Source organism: Enterobacter wuhouensis (assembly GCF_004331265.1).
In the GTDB taxonomy this organism is placed as follows: domain Bacteria; phylum Pseudomonadota; class Gammaproteobacteria; order Enterobacterales; family Enterobacteriaceae; genus Enterobacter; species Enterobacter wuhouensis.
In genome coordinates, this window is sequence record NZ_SJOO01000007.1 from 24,072 (window position 1) to 39,994 (window position 15,923).

At 57.6% G+C, this 15,923-nt stretch carries 11 protein-coding genes; 4 read left to right on the top strand and 7 right to left on the bottom strand.

The window, feature by feature from the left end:
• Window positions 1–73: 73 nt before the first annotated feature.
• Window positions 74–1,768: a nitrate/nitrite two-component system sensor histidine kinase NarQ gene (narQ, locus tag E0L20_RS15775; protein ID WP_131634770.1), complete on the bottom strand. Its 1,695-nt coding sequence runs from the start codon at window positions 1,766–1,768 to the stop codon at window positions 74–76.
• Between the two features lie 152 nt (window positions 1,769–1,920).
• Between narQ and aegA the strand changes: the two genes are divergently transcribed.
• The 3 genes from aegA to E0L20_RS15790 all read left to right on the top strand — a co-directional run bounded on the left by aegA (window position 1,921) and on the right by E0L20_RS15790 (window position 5,708).
• The gene (aegA, locus tag E0L20_RS15780) at window positions 1,921–3,897 is read left to right on the top strand and encodes a formate-dependent uric acid utilization protein AegA (protein WP_131634771.1); all 1,977 of its coding nucleotides are present in this window, start codon (window positions 1,921–1,923) and stop codon (window positions 3,895–3,897) included.
• A 67-nt stretch (window positions 3,898–3,964) separates the two neighbouring features.
• Window positions 3,965–4,555 carry a GDP-mannose pyrophosphatase NudK gene (gene nudK / locus E0L20_RS15785; RefSeq protein ID WP_131634772.1) on the top strand — a complete coding sequence of 197 codons (591 nt, stop codon included), beginning with the start codon at window positions 3,965–3,967 and terminating at the stop codon, window positions 4,553–4,555.
• A 109-nt stretch (window positions 4,556–4,664) separates the two neighbouring features.
• Entirely contained in the window at window positions 4,665–5,708 is a 1,044-nt protein-coding gene (locus tag E0L20_RS15790) for a DUF1176 domain-containing protein (RefSeq protein ID WP_131634773.1), read from the top strand.
• Between the two features lie 133 nt (window positions 5,709–5,841).
• Here the strand turns inward: E0L20_RS15790 and ygjK are convergent, their stop codons facing one another.
• From ygjK to ebgR, 6 genes are all read right to left on the bottom strand, one after another.
• The gene (ygjK, locus tag E0L20_RS15795; protein ID WP_131634774.1) at window positions 5,842–8,187 is read right to left on the bottom strand and encodes an alpha-glucosidase; all 2,346 of its coding nucleotides are present in this window, start codon (window positions 8,185–8,187) and stop codon (window positions 5,842–5,844) included.
• Between the two features lie 14 nt (window positions 8,188–8,201).
• Window positions 8,202–9,260, bottom strand: coding sequence for a protein YgjJ (gene ygjJ, locus E0L20_RS15800; RefSeq protein WP_131634775.1), 1,059 nt, complete (start codon window positions 9,258–9,260; stop codon window positions 8,202–8,204).
• Window positions 9,261–9,298: 38 nt separating this feature from the next.
• Complete coding sequence (locus E0L20_RS15805; protein WP_131634776.1) at window positions 9,299–10,735, bottom strand: amino acid permease; 1,437 nt, start codon at window positions 10,733–10,735, stop codon at window positions 9,299–9,301.
• Window positions 10,736–10,787: 52 nt separating this feature from the next.
• Window positions 10,788–11,237 carry a beta-galactosidase subunit beta gene (locus E0L20_RS15810; protein ID WP_131634777.1) on the bottom strand — a complete coding sequence of 150 codons (450 nt, stop codon included), beginning with the start codon at window positions 11,235–11,237 and terminating at the stop codon, window positions 10,788–10,790.
• Entirely contained in the window at window positions 11,234–14,317 is a 3,084-nt protein-coding gene (ebgA, locus tag E0L20_RS15815; protein ID WP_131634778.1) for a beta-galactosidase subunit alpha, read from the bottom strand. The genes E0L20_RS15810 and ebgA overlap by 4 nt, the downstream gene beginning before the upstream one ends.
• A gap of 146 nt (window positions 14,318–14,463) precedes the next feature.
• Window positions 14,464–15,447 carry a transcriptional regulator EbgR gene (gene ebgR / locus E0L20_RS15820; RefSeq protein WP_131634779.1) on the bottom strand — a complete coding sequence of 328 codons (984 nt, stop codon included), beginning with the start codon at window positions 15,445–15,447 and terminating at the stop codon, window positions 14,464–14,466.
• Window positions 15,448–15,584: 137 nt separating this feature from the next.
• On the opposite strand from ebgR, the gene E0L20_RS15825 reads away from it, so the two are divergent.
• Window positions 15,585–15,917 carry a tRNA-binding protein gene (locus E0L20_RS15825; RefSeq protein ID WP_131634780.1) on the top strand — a complete coding sequence of 111 codons (333 nt, stop codon included), beginning with the start codon at window positions 15,585–15,587 and terminating at the stop codon, window positions 15,915–15,917.
• Window positions 15,918–15,923: the final 6 nt, after the last annotated feature.

The window sequence follows — 15,923 nt, forward strand, 5'->3', positions numbered from 1 at the left end:
GCGGTAAGACGAAGGTCAAACGTGGAGAAATAAAGGAGATAATGTAAATTATCATGCGCTTTACGCCTCCCCGCTAGTTTCCCACCTGCGCCGTAGGCGTGCGGAACGTCACGCTGACCTGCGTTCCGCCATTTTGCGGCTGGGAGAAGTGCAGCGTTCCGCCGAGCCGACCTGCGCGCTCGCGCATAATATTCAGCCCGTAATGGCCCGGCGGCTCGCTTGCATCGCCAATGCCAATGCCGTTGTCGCATATGGTGACGGTGTGCGTACCGTCGGCCGCGGTAATGCAGCTAACGGTGATCTCGCTCGCTTCGGCATGCTTGATGGCGTTCAGCACCGCTTCACGCACGATCTGTAACAAATGAACCTGCTTTTGCGCGTCCAGAGCAAGCGACGACAGCCGACAGTCGAGGATCAGCTTCGCCTGCGTCTGGTTTTGCAATCCGTCGAGCGACTCCTGCAGCGCAGCGGGAAGATTGGCGTGGTTAAGCGTCAGGCGGAAGGTGGTGAGCAGCTCGCGAAGCTGCTGCCAGGCGTTGTTAAGTTCGCGGGAAAAGTCCGTGATGATGCCCTGCGCCGGGGCATTTTCCTCCGGTATTGCATGTTTGAGCAACGTAAGCTGGATGCGTAAATAAGAAAGCACCTGTGCCAGCGAATCATGCAGCTCGCGGGCAATCGTCGCACGCTCCTCCATCAGCAGCAGCTGCTGGAAATGCTTTTGCCCCTGGTTGAAGTAGAGACCGCGTCCCAGCATCGTCGCCACGCTTTTCATCAGCGGGAGGGGAACATTTCCTGCTGCGCTTTGCCAGCGTAATTCCCCGTACAGCGTATCCTGCATTAGCACCGGCAGGCTTTGCATTTCAGCATGGCTCTGCTCTGTACCCTCGCAAAGCCGCCAGTCGTCGCTGGTGCGCAGCTCCAGGTAATTCACCCGGGTGTATTCATGCACAATCTGCAGAATATGCCTGAAGCAGTGGCTGTCTATCTGGCCGGTGTTCAGCGCCTGAGAACATGTGAACAGCATTTCCAGCTGCTGGTGCGCCTCGTTGAGGTGGTGCGTTTTTTCGGCAACGGAGCGTTCCAGCGAGCGATAAAGCGTGTGCAGTTCCGCCGACATATGATTGAACGCGCGCGAGAGCTGGCCCAGTTCGTTCGGCAGATGCGTATCCGGGGCAGGGGTATCAAACTGTCTTTGCTCAATGCGTTCGCTTGCCGCCACCAGGTTGTTGAGCGGCAACACCACCTGGCGGCGTATGCGCCGCAGGGTCAGTACCGTCAGCAGCAGAATGCCAAGACCGCCTGCCAGGGACATCAGGATCACCAGCTGAATTTTATGTTCGGTATAGTGCTGGAGGGCCAGGACGAAGGCGTCAATGCGGCTGACAAAATCCTCTATGTGATTCTGATACCACAGGGTATCGCCGCTGGCGATGCGCTGGTCTATCTCCTGCCAGGCAAGATGCAGCTGTTGATAGCGCTGTTTAACATCGTCCGGCACGTACCAGCGGCTCAGCGTGGTGAGCGCGGGGGCGCTCAGGGTTTGCTGCCAGTCTTTGCGATGTTCCGAAAGCGACGGGCTGTTGCGCTGCATCTCGTAGCCAAGACGGTAGCTCTGCATGCGCAGCGATCCGGCAATGTTGATCGCTTCTGCGTCGCGCTGGCTGCTGGCAAGCGTGAATAGCGCAACGGTGCTGGTCAAAACGGACAGCACGATAATCGAAAAGAAAGCCCGGGCAAGGCTTCCCGAAACGGGGCGTTTAACGGTCACAGAACAGCTTCCTGAATAAAATTGATCTGCCACAGGTTCACTGGAGATAGTTGGGCTTCCTGGGCATTTGAACATTGCCTGATAACGTTGCCGTCGGTTAATACAATATTCTTATAAAGATTAAGGTTATTGAACCAGAAACAGGTGTTGTTATGAATCGTTTTATTATGGCCAACAGCCAGCAATGCATTGGTTGCCGGGCCTGCGAGGTTGCCTGCGTGATGGCGCACAACGGCGAACAGCATGTCCTGAGCGCGCGCCATTTTCATCCCCGCATTACGGTCCTCAAATCCGGCGTGAAGAACAGTCCTGTCACCTGTCACCACTGCGAAAATGCCCCCTGCGCGCAAAGTTGCCCAAACGGGGCGATCGACAGGCTCGCTGACAGCGTACAGGTGAATCAGCAAAAATGCATTGGCTGCAAAGCCTGCGTGGTGGCCTGTCCGTTTGGCACCATGGACATTATCGTCACCCCGCTGGATAACGCGAGCGTGAAAGCCTCTGCGCATAAATGCGATCTCTGCCTGGATCGTCCACGGGGCCCGGCCTGTATCGAAAATTGTCCGGCGGGGGTTCTCACCCTCGCGACGCCCGCGGTGCTGGAAAATCTGGCGAAGGCGCGTCGACAGCGCACGGCTCGCCTGGAGTCTCAGCCCTGGCACGGCGAGTCGGTTCAACGTGAACGCCCGCAAACCCTGCAGCAGCAGATGCAAAACACGCCCGCGCGCGGCGAGCCGGATAAGCTCCCTGCGAAAGCGCGCGCCTGCCATTTCAACGAAATCTACCTGCCGTTTCGGGCCGAACAGGCTCAGCGTGAGGCGTCCCGCTGCCTGAAGTGCGGCGAGCACAGCATCTGCGAATGGACCTGTCCGCTGCATAACCACATTCCCCAGTGGATTGAACGCATCAAAGCCGGGGATATCGTCGGTGCGGCCGAGCTTTCGCACCAGACCAACTGTTTACCGGAAATCACCGGCCGCGTCTGTCCCCAGGATCGATTATGTGAAGGAGCCTGCACCCTGCGCGATGAATCGGGTTCAGTGACCATTGGCAATATTGAGCGCTATATCTCCGATCGGGCGCTGGCGGCGGGCTGGATGCCGGATATGAGCGGGATTTCACCGGTAGATAAGCGCGTGGCGATCGTCGGCGCAGGCCCGGCAGGACTTGCCTGCGCCGACGTGCTGGTACGCCGCGGCGTAAGCGTGACGGTGTACGATCGTCACCCGGAGATCGGCGGCCTGCTGACGTTTGGCATTCCCGCCTTCAAGCTGGACAAATCCCTGCTCGCCCGGCGCAGAGAGATTTTTACCGCGATGGGGGTCCACTTTGAGCTGAATTGCGAAGTGGGTCAGGACGTGTCGATGTCGCAGCTGCAGCATGACTACGATGCGCTGTTTATTGGCGTCGGAACCTATCGCTCCATGAAAGCGGGAATACCGCACGAGGATGCGCCAGGGGTCTACGACGCGCTGCCGTTCCTGGTGGCGAACACGAGGCACGTGATGGGGCTAGCGCCGACGGAGGCCGAGCCGTTTATCGACACGCGGGGGCTTAATGTGGTGGTGCTGGGCGGCGGCGATACGGCGATGGACTGCGTGCGTACCGCGCTACGCCACGGGGCGAACAAAGTCACCTGCGCCTATCGCCGGGATGAGGCCAACATGCCTGGCTCTAAAAAAGAGGTCAAGAACGCGAAGGAAGAGGGGGCTGAATTTGAGTTTAACCTCCAGCCCGTTGAGCTGACGCGCGATCCCAGCGGTCGGGTTAACGGTATCCGTATGTTGCGTACGGAGCTGGGGGAGCCGGATGCGCAGGGACGCCGTCGGCCCGTTCCGATTGCGGGCAGCGAGTTCGTGATGCCCGCCGATGCGGTCATCATGGCGTTTGGTTTTAACCCCCATGCGATGCCCTGGCTGCAGGTGCAGGGCGTCGAGACGGACAACTGGGGGCGCATCGTTGCCTCGGTGGAGAGCCGCTATCGCTACCAGACCTCCAACCCGCAGATTTTTGCGGGCGGGGACGCCGTGCGCGGCGCGGATCTGGTCGTCACCGCAATGGCGGAAGGGCGGCATGCGGCGCAGGGCATTCTCGACTGGCTTGGCGTCAATCCGCTAAAAATGCATTAACCCCGGCGGGCGACAAAGCGGGTTTCGCGGCGTAATATAAATGCACTCATTTTGCCGTGGAGCCCGCATGACCCTGAAAATCGACGTGATCAAAGACAAAATCCTCTCTGAAAATTACTTTGTCCTGCGCAACATCACCTATGACTTAACGCGCCGTAACGGTGAAGTGATTCGCCACAAGCGCGAGGTCTACGACCGCGGGAATGGCGCAACCATTTTGCTCTATAGCCGTGAAAAACAGAGCGTGGTGTTGATCCGCCAGTTCCGCGTCGCGACCTGGGTCAATGGCAACCCTGACGGACGGCTGATTGAAACCTGCGCAGGGCTGCTTGACGATGATGAGCCTGAGGTTTGCATCCGTAAAGAGGCGGTTGAAGAAACCGGTTTTGAAGTAGGAGAGGTGACCAAGGTCTTCGAACTGTTCATGTCGCCCGGTGGCGTGACGGAACTGGTCCATTTCTTTATTGCGGAATACAGCGACGCGCAGCGGACGCACCGGGGCGGGGGCGTGGAGGACGAGGATATCGAAGTGCTGGAATTACCTTTTTCCCGGGCGCTGGCAATGGTGCGTTCCGGTGAAATTAAAGACGGTAAGGCGGTGATATTGCTGCAGTATTTACAGACAACCGGTTTAATGAATTCCCCTTTCGAACGGTAATAGGCTGTGTTTCGGATAAATCTATCCGATAAATCCGATTGAGCCAACACGGCTGGAACACGAAGATACTGCCCAGATATGCGTTTTCGTTTCCGGGATTGTGCCATTCATGCGCCACTGCGTTTTTATTATCTTCTTATTTTGCGTGCTGCCCGCGCCGCTGGCGTGGGCCGCGCCCGCTCAGCAATCATTCTCTGACTGGCAGGTCACCTGCAATAATCAGAACTTTTGCGTTGCGCGCAATACGGGGGAACACCGTGGCCTGGTCATGACGCTCAGCCGGAGCGCGGGGGCGAAAACCGATGCTACGCTGCGTATCGATCTTGGCGGCCTGTCCGCGCCATCGGTTAAAGAGCCGGATATTGCGCCGCGCCTGCTGCTGGATAATGTACCGCTGAGGCCTGAGGGGCCGCGCTGGCAGTTAACTCCCTGGCATCTGAAAACTGACGATGCGGCGACCATCACGGCATTTTTGAAAAACATTCAGGAAGGGAAAACCCTGACCCTGAAAGGCGGAAATCAGGTTATCTCACTGGATGGGCTGAAGGCGGCGCTGCTGTTTATCGACGCGCAGCAAAAGCGCGTCGGGAGTGAAACCGCCTGGATTAAAAAAGGCGACGATCCGCCGTTGAGCGTCCCGCCCGCGCCTGCCTTAAAAAAGGTGGCGGTGGTGAACCCGACCCCCACGCCGCTCTCCCACGCTGAGCTGAACGACCTGCTTGATTACGGTACCTGGCGAATGAACAACAGCCAGTGCTCCCTTGACCCAAACCGCCGCGAAGTCCGCGTAACCGCGCTAACCGATGACAAAGCGCTGCTGATCGTGAGCTGTGAAGCAGGGGCGTACAACACGGTCGATCTGGCGTGGCTGGTGTCGCGTAAAAAACCCTTTGCCGCGCGCAGCGTGCGGCTGCGCCTGCCGTTTACTCCCTCCAGCGAAAGCAGTGAAATGGAGCTGATGAACGCCAGCTTTGATGAAAAAACGCGTGAGTTGACCACCCTGGCGCTGGGGCGAGGGATGGGCGATTGCGGTATCCAGACGCGCTGGCGTTTTGATGGGCAGCGCTTCCGCCTGGTGCGTTATGCAGAAGAACCCAGCTGCGACGGATGGAACGGGCCAGATGCCTGGCCCACGCTGTGGATCACGCGCTAGTTTTACCGGGTGGCGGCTTGGCCTTACCCGGCCTACGAATCGTGCGGCCTGTGACAATGTGCCGGCGTACAAAACATCCGAAAAGTAGGCCGGGTAAACGATAGCGCCACCCGGCAAAGCAGACAGCTCCCCGTTACTGTTTACGGAAGAAGTCGTTATACAGCATGTAAAGATGCGCCGCGCTCCACGAGAAATTCGGCGCGCCTTGCTGCGCCCCGGTCAGCGGGTTGTAGTTTTCCTGAATCGGACCGTCGGACGTTAGCCCCTTCGCGTGCTTAAAGAAGGTCTCCGCCAGGGTTTGTGCCTGCTCACGGTAGCCATACCGCTCCATCCCTTTTAGCCCAAACCAGAACTGGTCGACCCAGACCCGGCCGCGCCAGTAGATATCCGGGCCGAATGCCGGATTGGTCAGCGCGGCGGTGCCGAGCGGCACATACGTGTTGAACTCTTTCGGATCGAGCATCACTTTTACCACCGCGTCAGCATGTTCCTGCGTGGCGGCCCCGTTAAACAGCGGCGACCAGCCTTCCGGCCCTTTCCCGCGCTCGACGATAGGCTTACCCGCACAGCCATTCGCCAGCGGCTTATCCTCGATACGAATGTCATAGTAAAAACCGCTCTTCGCATCGAACATGCAGGTATTGATGTAGGCCGCGAGCCTATCCGCCAGCTGGCGGTAGCGGCTGGCTTCCCGCTCTTTCCCCAGCAGGCTGGCCATTTGCGCCAGATAGTGATTGTCGCTGTACATATAGCTCGCCTGGTCGACGGACTCCTGCAGCAGCGAATAACCCAGCAGCTTGCCTTGTTTATCCCGGTTTTCGGCAAACTTCACCACCCAGTCGCTGCGCTTACCGCCGTTTTCGACGTATTTATCCAGCTGCGCTTTATCGATAAAACCGAATACGGCGGCGTCATCGCGCCCCGATTCCCACGAGGCCGCAACCTGCGCCGGGATCGCCAGGCTGTCGTAATGGCCCTTGTCGATGACTTTGGCATAATTCTTCAGGCCGGAAAGGGATTCCTCCTTATCGCCTTTTTTCACCGTAAAAAGCATGTCGCCGTTCGCGGTATTATGGGCCTTGTCGCGCGTCGCGCCGTACTCCGGCACGCCGTTTCCGTTGTGGTCGCGGTTGCGCAGCCACCAGTCGTGATAGGCGACCAGTTTTGGGTACATTTCCGCAAGCCAGGCTTTGTCCTGGGTTGTGTTGTACACCTCCATTACCGACCATGCGGCCAGGCTCGGCTTGGTGTTGCGTTCGTTCCAGTTGCCGCCGTCGCCCCCGCGTTCCGGGCTCAGGTTCCAGGCGATAAGATCCGGCACAAAGCCGGCATCCTGCGGGCGCACCGGATCGTCAGGTTTGATTTGCCACGAGAAGACCGCGCGGATGTTCTCTTTGGCGATATCCGGATTGAAGTGCGACATGGCGAATGCCTGTTTCCAGGTATCCCACGGCCAGGTCTGGTTGCCGGAGAACCAGCGTCCGGTGACGGACGGGGTTACGGTATTGTGCTTCACCGCGCCGCCCGGCGAGCGCCAGTTGCCGTTCAGCGTCTCAATGGCTTTCACCGCGACCCGGGTTTGCTCCGGCGTGGCATTGGGATTGGTTAAGCCTTTGTGCAGATAGTCCTCCCAGCGCTCCCGCGAGGCCGACATGTACGCGGCGGGGCGTGCCAGAATATCGCGGATCTGCACCTGCTCGCGCTTCACGTCATCGGCGTTCAGCAGATGGGAGTAGGTGGTATACAGCGTGGTGCTGCCCGTAACGTGCGCCCGGCTGGTAAAGCGATGCCCGTCGACCGTGGTGTCTGCTGGTATCGACTTGTGGATCTGGTATTCAGAGCTGCCGGAGGTGAGCAGATCCCAGGTCGAGCGCACCTTGCCGAAGGTGACCTTCAGGCCGTCACGCGTGGGGACTATGTTGCGCCGGTAATCCGGATACGCGCCGTCGATGGTCTTATCCGACAGCGGTTTGCCCTCTTTAGCCTCCAGCTTTTCCAGCAGTTCGCCGTCCCACACCAGCTCAAGGGGCGCGTTGCTGGTGATGCGGGTTTCCAGCAGCGAGGTGCGCGCGGTGGCGAAGCGCAGCGTCATGTCGATCTGCACCTCTTTCGCACTCAGCTTCTGAACCAGCGCGCCGGGCAGGCTGTAAGCCTCAAGGGTAAAATCGACTTTTTTACCGTCCCGGTAGACGGTGAGGCGGTCGAAATTGGTCGCCATAAAGTTGATGTACTCTTCGGTGAGCAGCGCTACGCCGGGAAATCCCCCCTGCGTTTGCGGCCCGTCCGGCAGCAGATGCCCATGCCAGGCACCCAAATCGAAAAAGGGATTAAAGCGCTGGTGGTCGTCATAATCGAAATCGTGCATGTATTCCGGCGCCCCGGTCCGGTTGATGACGTTTTTGAAGTCGGTCGCGGTGGCGGCGTGAGCAGAAAAGCTGAGCGCCAGCGCGCAGGCCAGCGGTGTAAGGCTGAATTTCATGATGGAAGATCCTTTTACCAGTAGAAGTATTGCATCAGGAAAACCTGGTCACTTGGGTCACCAGAGGCATTTTTCATGTAGAAACGGCTGTCGGCGGCGGTGGCAAAGCGTCCGTTGCCGTACTCGTACCAGATACCAAACTGCATAAACGACGTGGTTTCGTCGGCAGCATTGTCCGGACGATGCTTCGCGTAGCTGTAGGCGGTGGAGAGATAAACCCCTTTCAGGGCTTCCACCATGGCGCTGACCATATAGCCGGTTTCGGTGCCGGAGACGTCCTTTCCGCTGGCACGTCCGGTGTGATGCCAGGCGCGCGCCGCCAGATTAGGCGACAGAATGCCGGTCAAAAAGAGTTGCCCGGTTCCATCGGTGACTTCAAGGCCGTTCATCCAGGTCACGTCCTTTACGATGTCATACTGGATGTAGCCGTTGGCCATTGCCGGATAGGTATATTTGTCGTCATAGCGATCGTATTTGCCAAAATGCAGCCAGGCTTTACCCTCATCGTGATGTCCTGCAGGCGTCGCGGTAACGCTGTAGCGCAGGTCGCCCGAGAGATTCTGCACCTTGAGCGCATACATAATGTCGCGGGTGTTGGGTATCACGTAGCCTAAATCCGGTGTGAAATCGCCCCACCACTGCAGGTCATCAAGAGATGAATCCTGACGCAGGCTGAGCATGATTTCGGTGCTCCGATCGGTTTTGTACCCGCCGTAAAGGCGGTTAAGCCCGCCTTCAAATCCACCCCAGCCGTGGTCAGGCACCCAGGCGTTCCCCTTATGGTCGGCCTGAACCGTCCAGCCTTCCCCGTAAATCAGGCCGAACCAGTTCCCGTGCTTCATTTCCAGGCCACCTTCAATGTAGGTGCCATCGCTGTATTTATGTTTATCCTGGCCTTCTACATCCATATAGCCACCGACGCCCATCTCGCCATAAAAACGGAAGGACGGCGAGGTGATTTCCGGCGTTCGGGTGTCGTCGCGTTCGGCTGGCCGGACGTCTTCTGCGGCAAATGCGGGGCAGCAGAAAGAGAGGGCGGCAAGCGCCCCAAGGGTTTTATCTTTTATTTTCATGCACTCATCCCAAAGAGAGAATATCCATTACTTCACCGTCAGTGAATATTTGACGCAGGTGATGCTTCTATTTGTTGTTGTTCTTTTGATAATCCCTTTACGTATTTGCTGTATTTCCACCAGGCAAATCCGAGGAATAAAACAATGCCGCCGACGTTGTAGAAAATAATCGTCAGAATATTGGCACCGGTCGGGAAGGTAGAGGCCACAAAGCCAATGGCGAATATTACAATCAGCATTGATACCACCACTATGCCCGTGGTGCGGGAGCCCATTTTGAAATCGCGCGGCAGGTGATCGAGTTTGCGGCGCAGGTTAAGGTAGGCCAGCATGATGAAGAGCGGCGGCAGCATCGAGGCGGCGGCGGTCATGTTGATGACGGTATTCATCAGATCCTGCGCGGTGTTCGAGCCCAGGGTCGGGATGATCATCAGCGGAATGACAATCAGATACTGGAACCATGCCGCGCGCGCCGGGACGCCGTTTTCGTTCAGCGCTACGGTCTTTGGCCCAAAAATGCCGGTCGGGATTTCAGAGAAAAAGATTTTGACCGGGGTCGCCGTCCACATCAGCAGGGAGCCAAACATTGCGGTAAAGGAAACCAGCCCGACAAAGCGGTTCATCAGCACTTCCGGCAGGCCAAACCACACCGCCAGACCGTGGAAGACCTGCACCGAGCCGCCGGTGTATTTCAGCTCTTTGCTGCTGATAAAGACGTTAATCAGCACCGAGGAGATGGAGTACAGCACGCCGATGAAAATCCCTGCCAGGATAATCACCTTCACGAAGGATTTTGAGCCGCCCTTCACGTCGTTAACGTACACCGCGACGGACTCCGCCCCCCCGGCGGCCATGAATATCCAGGTGGTGATGCCGAGGAACGCCCAGTTAACGTTCGGGATCATCGCATCGACGGTAATCGGGTCGGCCGGCTGCACGCCGCCCATCAGCGCTGCGCCGGCCAGCAGAATATAGGAGAGGGTCAGCAGCAGCATCAGCGTGGACGTAACGGAGGTAATCGGTCCCAGCATTTTCGCCCCGTTGGTGGACACCCAGGTCGAGAAGGCGAACAGCACCATGCTCAGCACCGTGGTGGCAAACGGCGTGAGAATGTACTCATATCCCAAAAAGGCATAAGAGGCGTAGGCGATGACGCGCGGCAATAGCGAGGTGAAAAAGAACAGGTTTACGAACCAGTAGGTGTAGGCGGTAATAAACGCCCAGCGCCCGCCCAGCGAACTTTTCACCCAGGCGTACACCCCGGCTTCGGAGTTTTTATTCAGCGAGACAAACTCCGCGATAATCAAGCAGAACGGAATGAAGTAGAACAGGGTGGCTAAAAAGAACATCGGCGCCGAGGCGAGGCCCAACTCGATATTATTGTTGATAACGTTGTTAAAACTGAATACGGCGGCAAACGTCAGCGACAGCAGGCCGAATTTGCCGATGGTATTACGCTTGGTGGTTTCAGACATAACGTTTCTCCGGGTACGAGGATAGCGGTGCTTCATTGGCACCGCGGATTTTTTATTTGTTATGGAAATAACCGTCTTCGATGGTCACATTGAGAATGACTTTTTTAACCGCCTCCTCGCTGATGAAGCGATAGGCCTCGTGATTCTCACAAATCACAATCTGCCCCTCGCGCACCTGCTTGGTAAGGCCCACGCCTTTCAGGTATTCGCGGTCGGTTTCATCCCGGTAGCACTCCACCACCTGCAGGGCTTCTTTTGCGCCGTACTCGATTTTTTGCGCGCCCTGCAGGTAGTAATGCACCTCGAAATAGCGGCGATGGCCGACGAACAGCGCGTCCGTGCTGGCATCATGGGTCACGCGGTAGGCCAGCGAATCGCCAATCGAGTGGGCAACGCCGGGCTGAATGGCGTCGATGTTATTAATGGCCTCTACGCAGCGCTGCCATTTGCGCCCCGCGCGGTAAAGTTTCTGGAACTGTTCCAGGCTGTCGAGAACGATCATTTGTCTGCCTCGCTGAGCGAATTCATGGAGAAGAAACCGGTGCCGAACGGCTGGTGCGCCAGCGCCTGCGCGGCGTTCAGGCCACCTTCGAACGGGAGCAGGGTAAAGCCGTAGCGGAACGGTCTGAACCAGACGCGCCAGGAATCCAGCACTTCGCTTCCCCAGGAGTTAGAGCCTAAACCCAGCACCTGACTATCGAGGTTGAGGGTGATGTCATCGCAGCGACGCAGTTCGTTGCAGTGCTGCGCGGCGTGGATGTTTTCTGCCGTATAGTGCCAGGCGCTGAAGTGAATGGGCCGTTCAGGCACCACCAGCAGGCCGCTGCCGTGGCGGTTGGCGAGCGTTGCCCAGCGCACCTGCTGGCGGTTGCCGTTGTTCTGCGGGAACGGATAGTTTTCAAACATGTCGTCCGCCGTGGTATGCCACAGATCGACGATGCTGGCCTGCTGGCTGTCCGGGTAGTTCTCTCCGGGGCCGCGTCCGTAGTAGCTCACCTGGTCGAATTCGCCGTTGATGCCGAGGGTAAAGCCGATGCACGGGATGATGTGCGGGTAATCACCGTAGCGTTCGCCGCTCAGCTCAACGTTGATTTGCCCGTCGGCGGCAATGCGCCAGCGATAGGTGCAGCGCATGCCAAAATCAAATACCGGCGGGGCAATCAGGGTGTGGGTCGTCACGATCACCGCATCGTCCAGCTGCTCGACCGCAAAGCCGCGCAGATGCTCCTGCATAATCTGCAGGTGGTTCGGCTGCCACAGCCCCTCATACTCCTGCTTGTGGTTATCAATCATCGGCTTGAAGAAGTTAATCTTCGGCTCGCGGGTGATATGTTCCTCGCCGTTAACCTGCCAGGCGCTCAGTTTCCCCGTCACTTTTGAGAAATGCGCGCGGAAATTGTGCCCGGTGACGGTGCAGCTCAGCCGATCCTCTTCCAGTTTGAGCGGCGCGGCACTGGTGTTGAGTAAGGGTAAGGCGCGTGCGGTTCGCGCCTTTAACAGGAACTGGTACACCGCGATCTCGTGCCCGGCTTCGCTGTAGCGCGTGCGGCTGTTTTTGCTGATGCGCACGGTCAGGAACGCTTCGCGCTCGTCGAGTTCCGGCACGTTCAGGCTCACGCGGCGGGCGCTGTTGGGGGCCAGCCCGGCAATCGTCAGCGGCTGGCTGTGCAGCGTTTCGCCTTCGGCACGCACCTCAACCAGCAGGGTGTAATCATCCAGCGTGGTGAACCAGAGGCGGTTTTCAACGTGCAGCTCGCCGTTCTGCCAGCGCAGCTTGACCGGGGCAATCACCTGCTTGTATTCGCGCAGGCCCGGACCCGGCGTTTGATCGGAGTAGATCAGCCCGTCGAGGCAGAAGTTGTAGTTGTTCGGGTAATCACCAAAGTCGCCGCCGTAGGCGTAGTAGGTACTGCCGCTGGCGTCCGTTGCCTGAATGCCGTGATCGCACCACTCCCAGACGTAGTGCCCCTGAATGCAGTCGTGGCGATCGAAGACGTTTTGATACTCGGTTAAGCCGCCGGGGCCGTTGCCCATCGCGTGGGCGTATTCGCAGATAATGCGCGGCTTAGGGTGCGGAAACTCGCCGAATAGGTTCATCAGCGGCACGCGGGTGTACATGGTGGAGATGATATCCACCACCTCGGCGTCGCGATCTTCTTCGTAATGCAGCAGGCGCGTGTCGTCCAGCGCTTTTGCCGCCCGCGCCATGGCGCGGATATTGCAGCCGTAGCCGGACTCGTTTCCAAGCGACCAGATAATGATTGATGGATGGTTTTTCTGGGCGTGGATGTGGCGCTCGATGCGCTCAACGTAGACATGCTCCCATGCAGGATCGTCCGTGATGCGGCTCAGATCGCCGACGTTGGCAAAGCCGTGAGACTCCACATCCGTCTCCGCCATCACGAACAGGCCGTAGATGTCGCACAGCTCGTAGAAGCGCGGATCGTTCGGGTAGTGGGCGGTGCGTACAGAGTTGATGTTGTGCTGCTTCATCAGGATCAGGTCGCGCTCCACGCGATCCATGCCTACCGCGCGGCCTTTCTGGTGATCGTTGTCGTGGCGGTTTACGCCGTGCAGCTTCAGGTAGTGATTGTTAACGTAGAACAGACCGCCGCGCACCCTGATGTCGCGAAAACCAATACGCTGCGGGATAACCTCCAGCGTTTGCCCGTTCGCATCTTTTAGCGTTACTACCAGATGGTAGAGATAGGGCGATTCCGCAGACCACTGCCGAGGCTGTTTGACCTCAATGCTAAAGGCGGTTTCCGCGCTGTGCGTGACGGAAAGGCTGCCGGCTGTGCCCTGATGAAGCACCGCTTCGCCGTCGTAGAGGGCATACTCCAGCGATACGGCTGATGCGTGCGGGGCCAGGTTTTCCAGCTCAAGCTGACAGAAGAGGGTGGCGTCTTTGTAGGCGTCGTCAAAGGTGGTTTTGATCGTCAGGTCGCGCACGTGGGCCTGATTTTTGCCGATCAGATAGACGTCGCGGAAAATGCCCGCCGTCCACCACATGTCCTGATCTTCAATGTAGGTCGAATCCGCCCACTGCATCACCCGCACGCACAGCAGGTTTTGCCCGCCGTGCACTGCGTCAGAGATATCAAACTCGGCGGTCAGCCGGCTGCCTTTGCTAAAGCCAATGTAGCGGCCATTCACGTAGACTTCGAAATAGGTTTCAACCCCGTCAAACTTGATGAGGGTCTGCTTATCCTGCCAGCCGTCCGAGAGCGTGAAGTAGCGCTGATACGCCCCGGTTGGATTATCCGTAGGCACCCACGGCACGTCTACCGGGAAGGGAAAGCCTTCGTCGGTGTACTGCAGGCTGCCGTGGCCCTCCATCTGCCACATGCCTGGCACGGCGATATCGCCCCAGTCCGTCATGTACCGTGACGTGAAGTCCTCCGGTACCAGCAGCGGGTTAGTGAAAAAACGAAAATTCCACCGGCCGCTTAGCGACAAAAAGCGGCTGCTGGCCTCGCGGGCAAAGGTGCGCGCCTGGGCGACGGTATCATAAGAGAAGAAATACGCGCGCGGCGGGAGCCGGTTCTCGTGCGTAAGTTGAATATTTTCCCAGCGATTCATGCGATCTCCCTGTAGGGGTAAAACATCATTGCTGGGGATTTTAGTAAATATTTTACTAAATAAAATCAGTAAAACTGATTTGCTTTAACTCGATCACGAAATAAAAAAATGCCGGGCATGCCCGGCAGAGAAATTGAGGAGGGATATTAGCGCGTGGTGCCGCGCAGTTTTAGCACGCTAGGCACGAAGACTTGCAGCGGCAGCGCCCGGCCATCGCGGGATTTTTCCAGCAGCAGGTTAACGCCCTGGCTGCCCATCATTTCGGAGTGAATGCGCACCGTGGAGAGCGGCGGGAAGGTGAAGCGGGCGGTCGGGATATCGTTGACGCTAATGAGTGAAATATCCTGAGGGATGGAAAGCCCCTTCTCGTGGATCGCGCGCAATACGCCGATGGCTATCGAGTCGGATGCCACAAACAGCGCAGCGGGCCAGCTTTCCTGCGCCAGCATCGTTTTTGCCAGCTCGTAACCGGAGGAGCTGGAAAAACCGCCGCGCCAGATATCCTGTTCTGAGACCACGCCCTTCAGCTTACCGTACTCGACAAAGGCCGCTTCGCGGATATCGGCTTTGCCGGGTTCATCCTCTCCGCCAATAAAACCTATGCGCTTAACGTTCTGAGCGATAAAGAAATCAATGATTTGTTTGCTGATCCGCGACAGGTCAATGTCGACGGAATCGTACTCGCTGCCCGGTTCGTGAAAATCGATAAAGCAGATGTTATCCGTTAACGCCGTCGCAGCGCGCAGGACGGCGGAAGAGGGCTTGCCCACAATCAACACGCCGGTGAGTTTTTTCCCTTCCGGCAGGGTAGCATTGGCGTAGCAGTTGCTTAGCTCAACGCCGAGCTTTTCACACTGCGTCTCAATGCCGTGGCGGATGGCAAGGTAGTAAGGGTCGTTAATTTCCAGCTCTTGCTGGTAGCTATAGAGTGCCAGAATGTGCTGCTGACCCACCGCGGCAGACTGCATTTTGCGGGACGTTGTGCTCTTATATTCCAGCTTTTCAGCGATCTCCAGAATGCGGTGTTTGGTCTCTTCTTTTACGTTCAACGTTGGGTCATCGTTTAAAACCCGGGATACCGTCGCCAGCGAAACGCCAGCCTCCGTCGCGATGTCTTTGAGCGTTGCCATGTTTGTCCTTATTCCCCACGTGATAACCCATTGTAAAGGATGAGCCAGGACATGCATCAGTTTTTACTAAATATCCTGCCCATTGCTTCCCGCAAATACCGTGCTAATATTTAGTAAAATTTTACTAAGGAGAGAGTATGGACACGATTGCCTATGATGACTTTGCAAAGCTGGAGATCCGCACGGGAAAAATAATCGACGTTAAGCGTCACGCCAACGCCGATAAGCTCTACATCGCGCAGATCGAGGTGGGCGGCAAAACGCTGCAAACGGTCACCAGCCTGGTGCCTTACTACCGGGAGGAGGAGCTGATGGGGAAAACGGTGGTGGTGCTGTGCAATCTGGCGAAAGCCAAAATGCGCGGCGAAACGTCCGAATGCATGCTGCTCTGTGCGGAAACCGATGACGCCAGCGAAAGCGTGCTGTTAACGCCGGAGCGGGCGATGGCGGCGGGTATACGGGTGGTATAAAAAAGG

Coding starts and splice junctions, on each gene's coding strand:
- aegA (WP_131634771.1), top strand. CDS start 1,921: ATGAATCGTTTTATTATGGCCAACAGCCAGCAATGCATTGGTTGCCGG.
- nudK (WP_131634772.1), top strand. CDS start 3,965: ATGACCCTGAAAATCGACGTGATCAAAGACAAAATCCTCTCTGAAAAT.
- E0L20_RS15790 (WP_131634773.1), top strand. CDS start 4,665: ATGCGCCACTGCGTTTTTATTATCTTCTTATTTTGCGTGCTGCCCGCG.
- ygjK (WP_131634774.1), bottom strand. CDS start 8,187: ATGAAATTCAGCCTTACACCGCTGGCCTGCGCGCTGGCGCTCAGCTTT.
- ygjJ (WP_131634775.1), bottom strand. CDS start 9,260: ATGAAAATAAAAGATAAAACCCTTGGGGCGCTTGCCGCCCTCTCTTTC.
- E0L20_RS15805 (WP_131634776.1), bottom strand. CDS start 10,735: ATGTCTGAAACCACCAAGCGTAATACCATCGGCAAATTCGGCCTGCTG.
- E0L20_RS15810 (WP_131634777.1), bottom strand. CDS start 11,237: ATGATCGTTCTCGACAGCCTGGAACAGTTCCAGAAACTTTACCGCGCG.
- ebgA (WP_131634778.1), bottom strand. CDS start 14,317: ATGAATCGCTGGGAAAATATTCAACTTACGCACGAGAACCGGCTCCCG.
- ebgR (WP_131634779.1), bottom strand. CDS start 15,447: ATGGCAACGCTCAAAGACATCGCGACGGAGGCTGGCGTTTCGCTGGCG.
- E0L20_RS15825 (WP_131634780.1), top strand. CDS start 15,585: ATGGACACGATTGCCTATGATGACTTTGCAAAGCTGGAGATCCGCACG.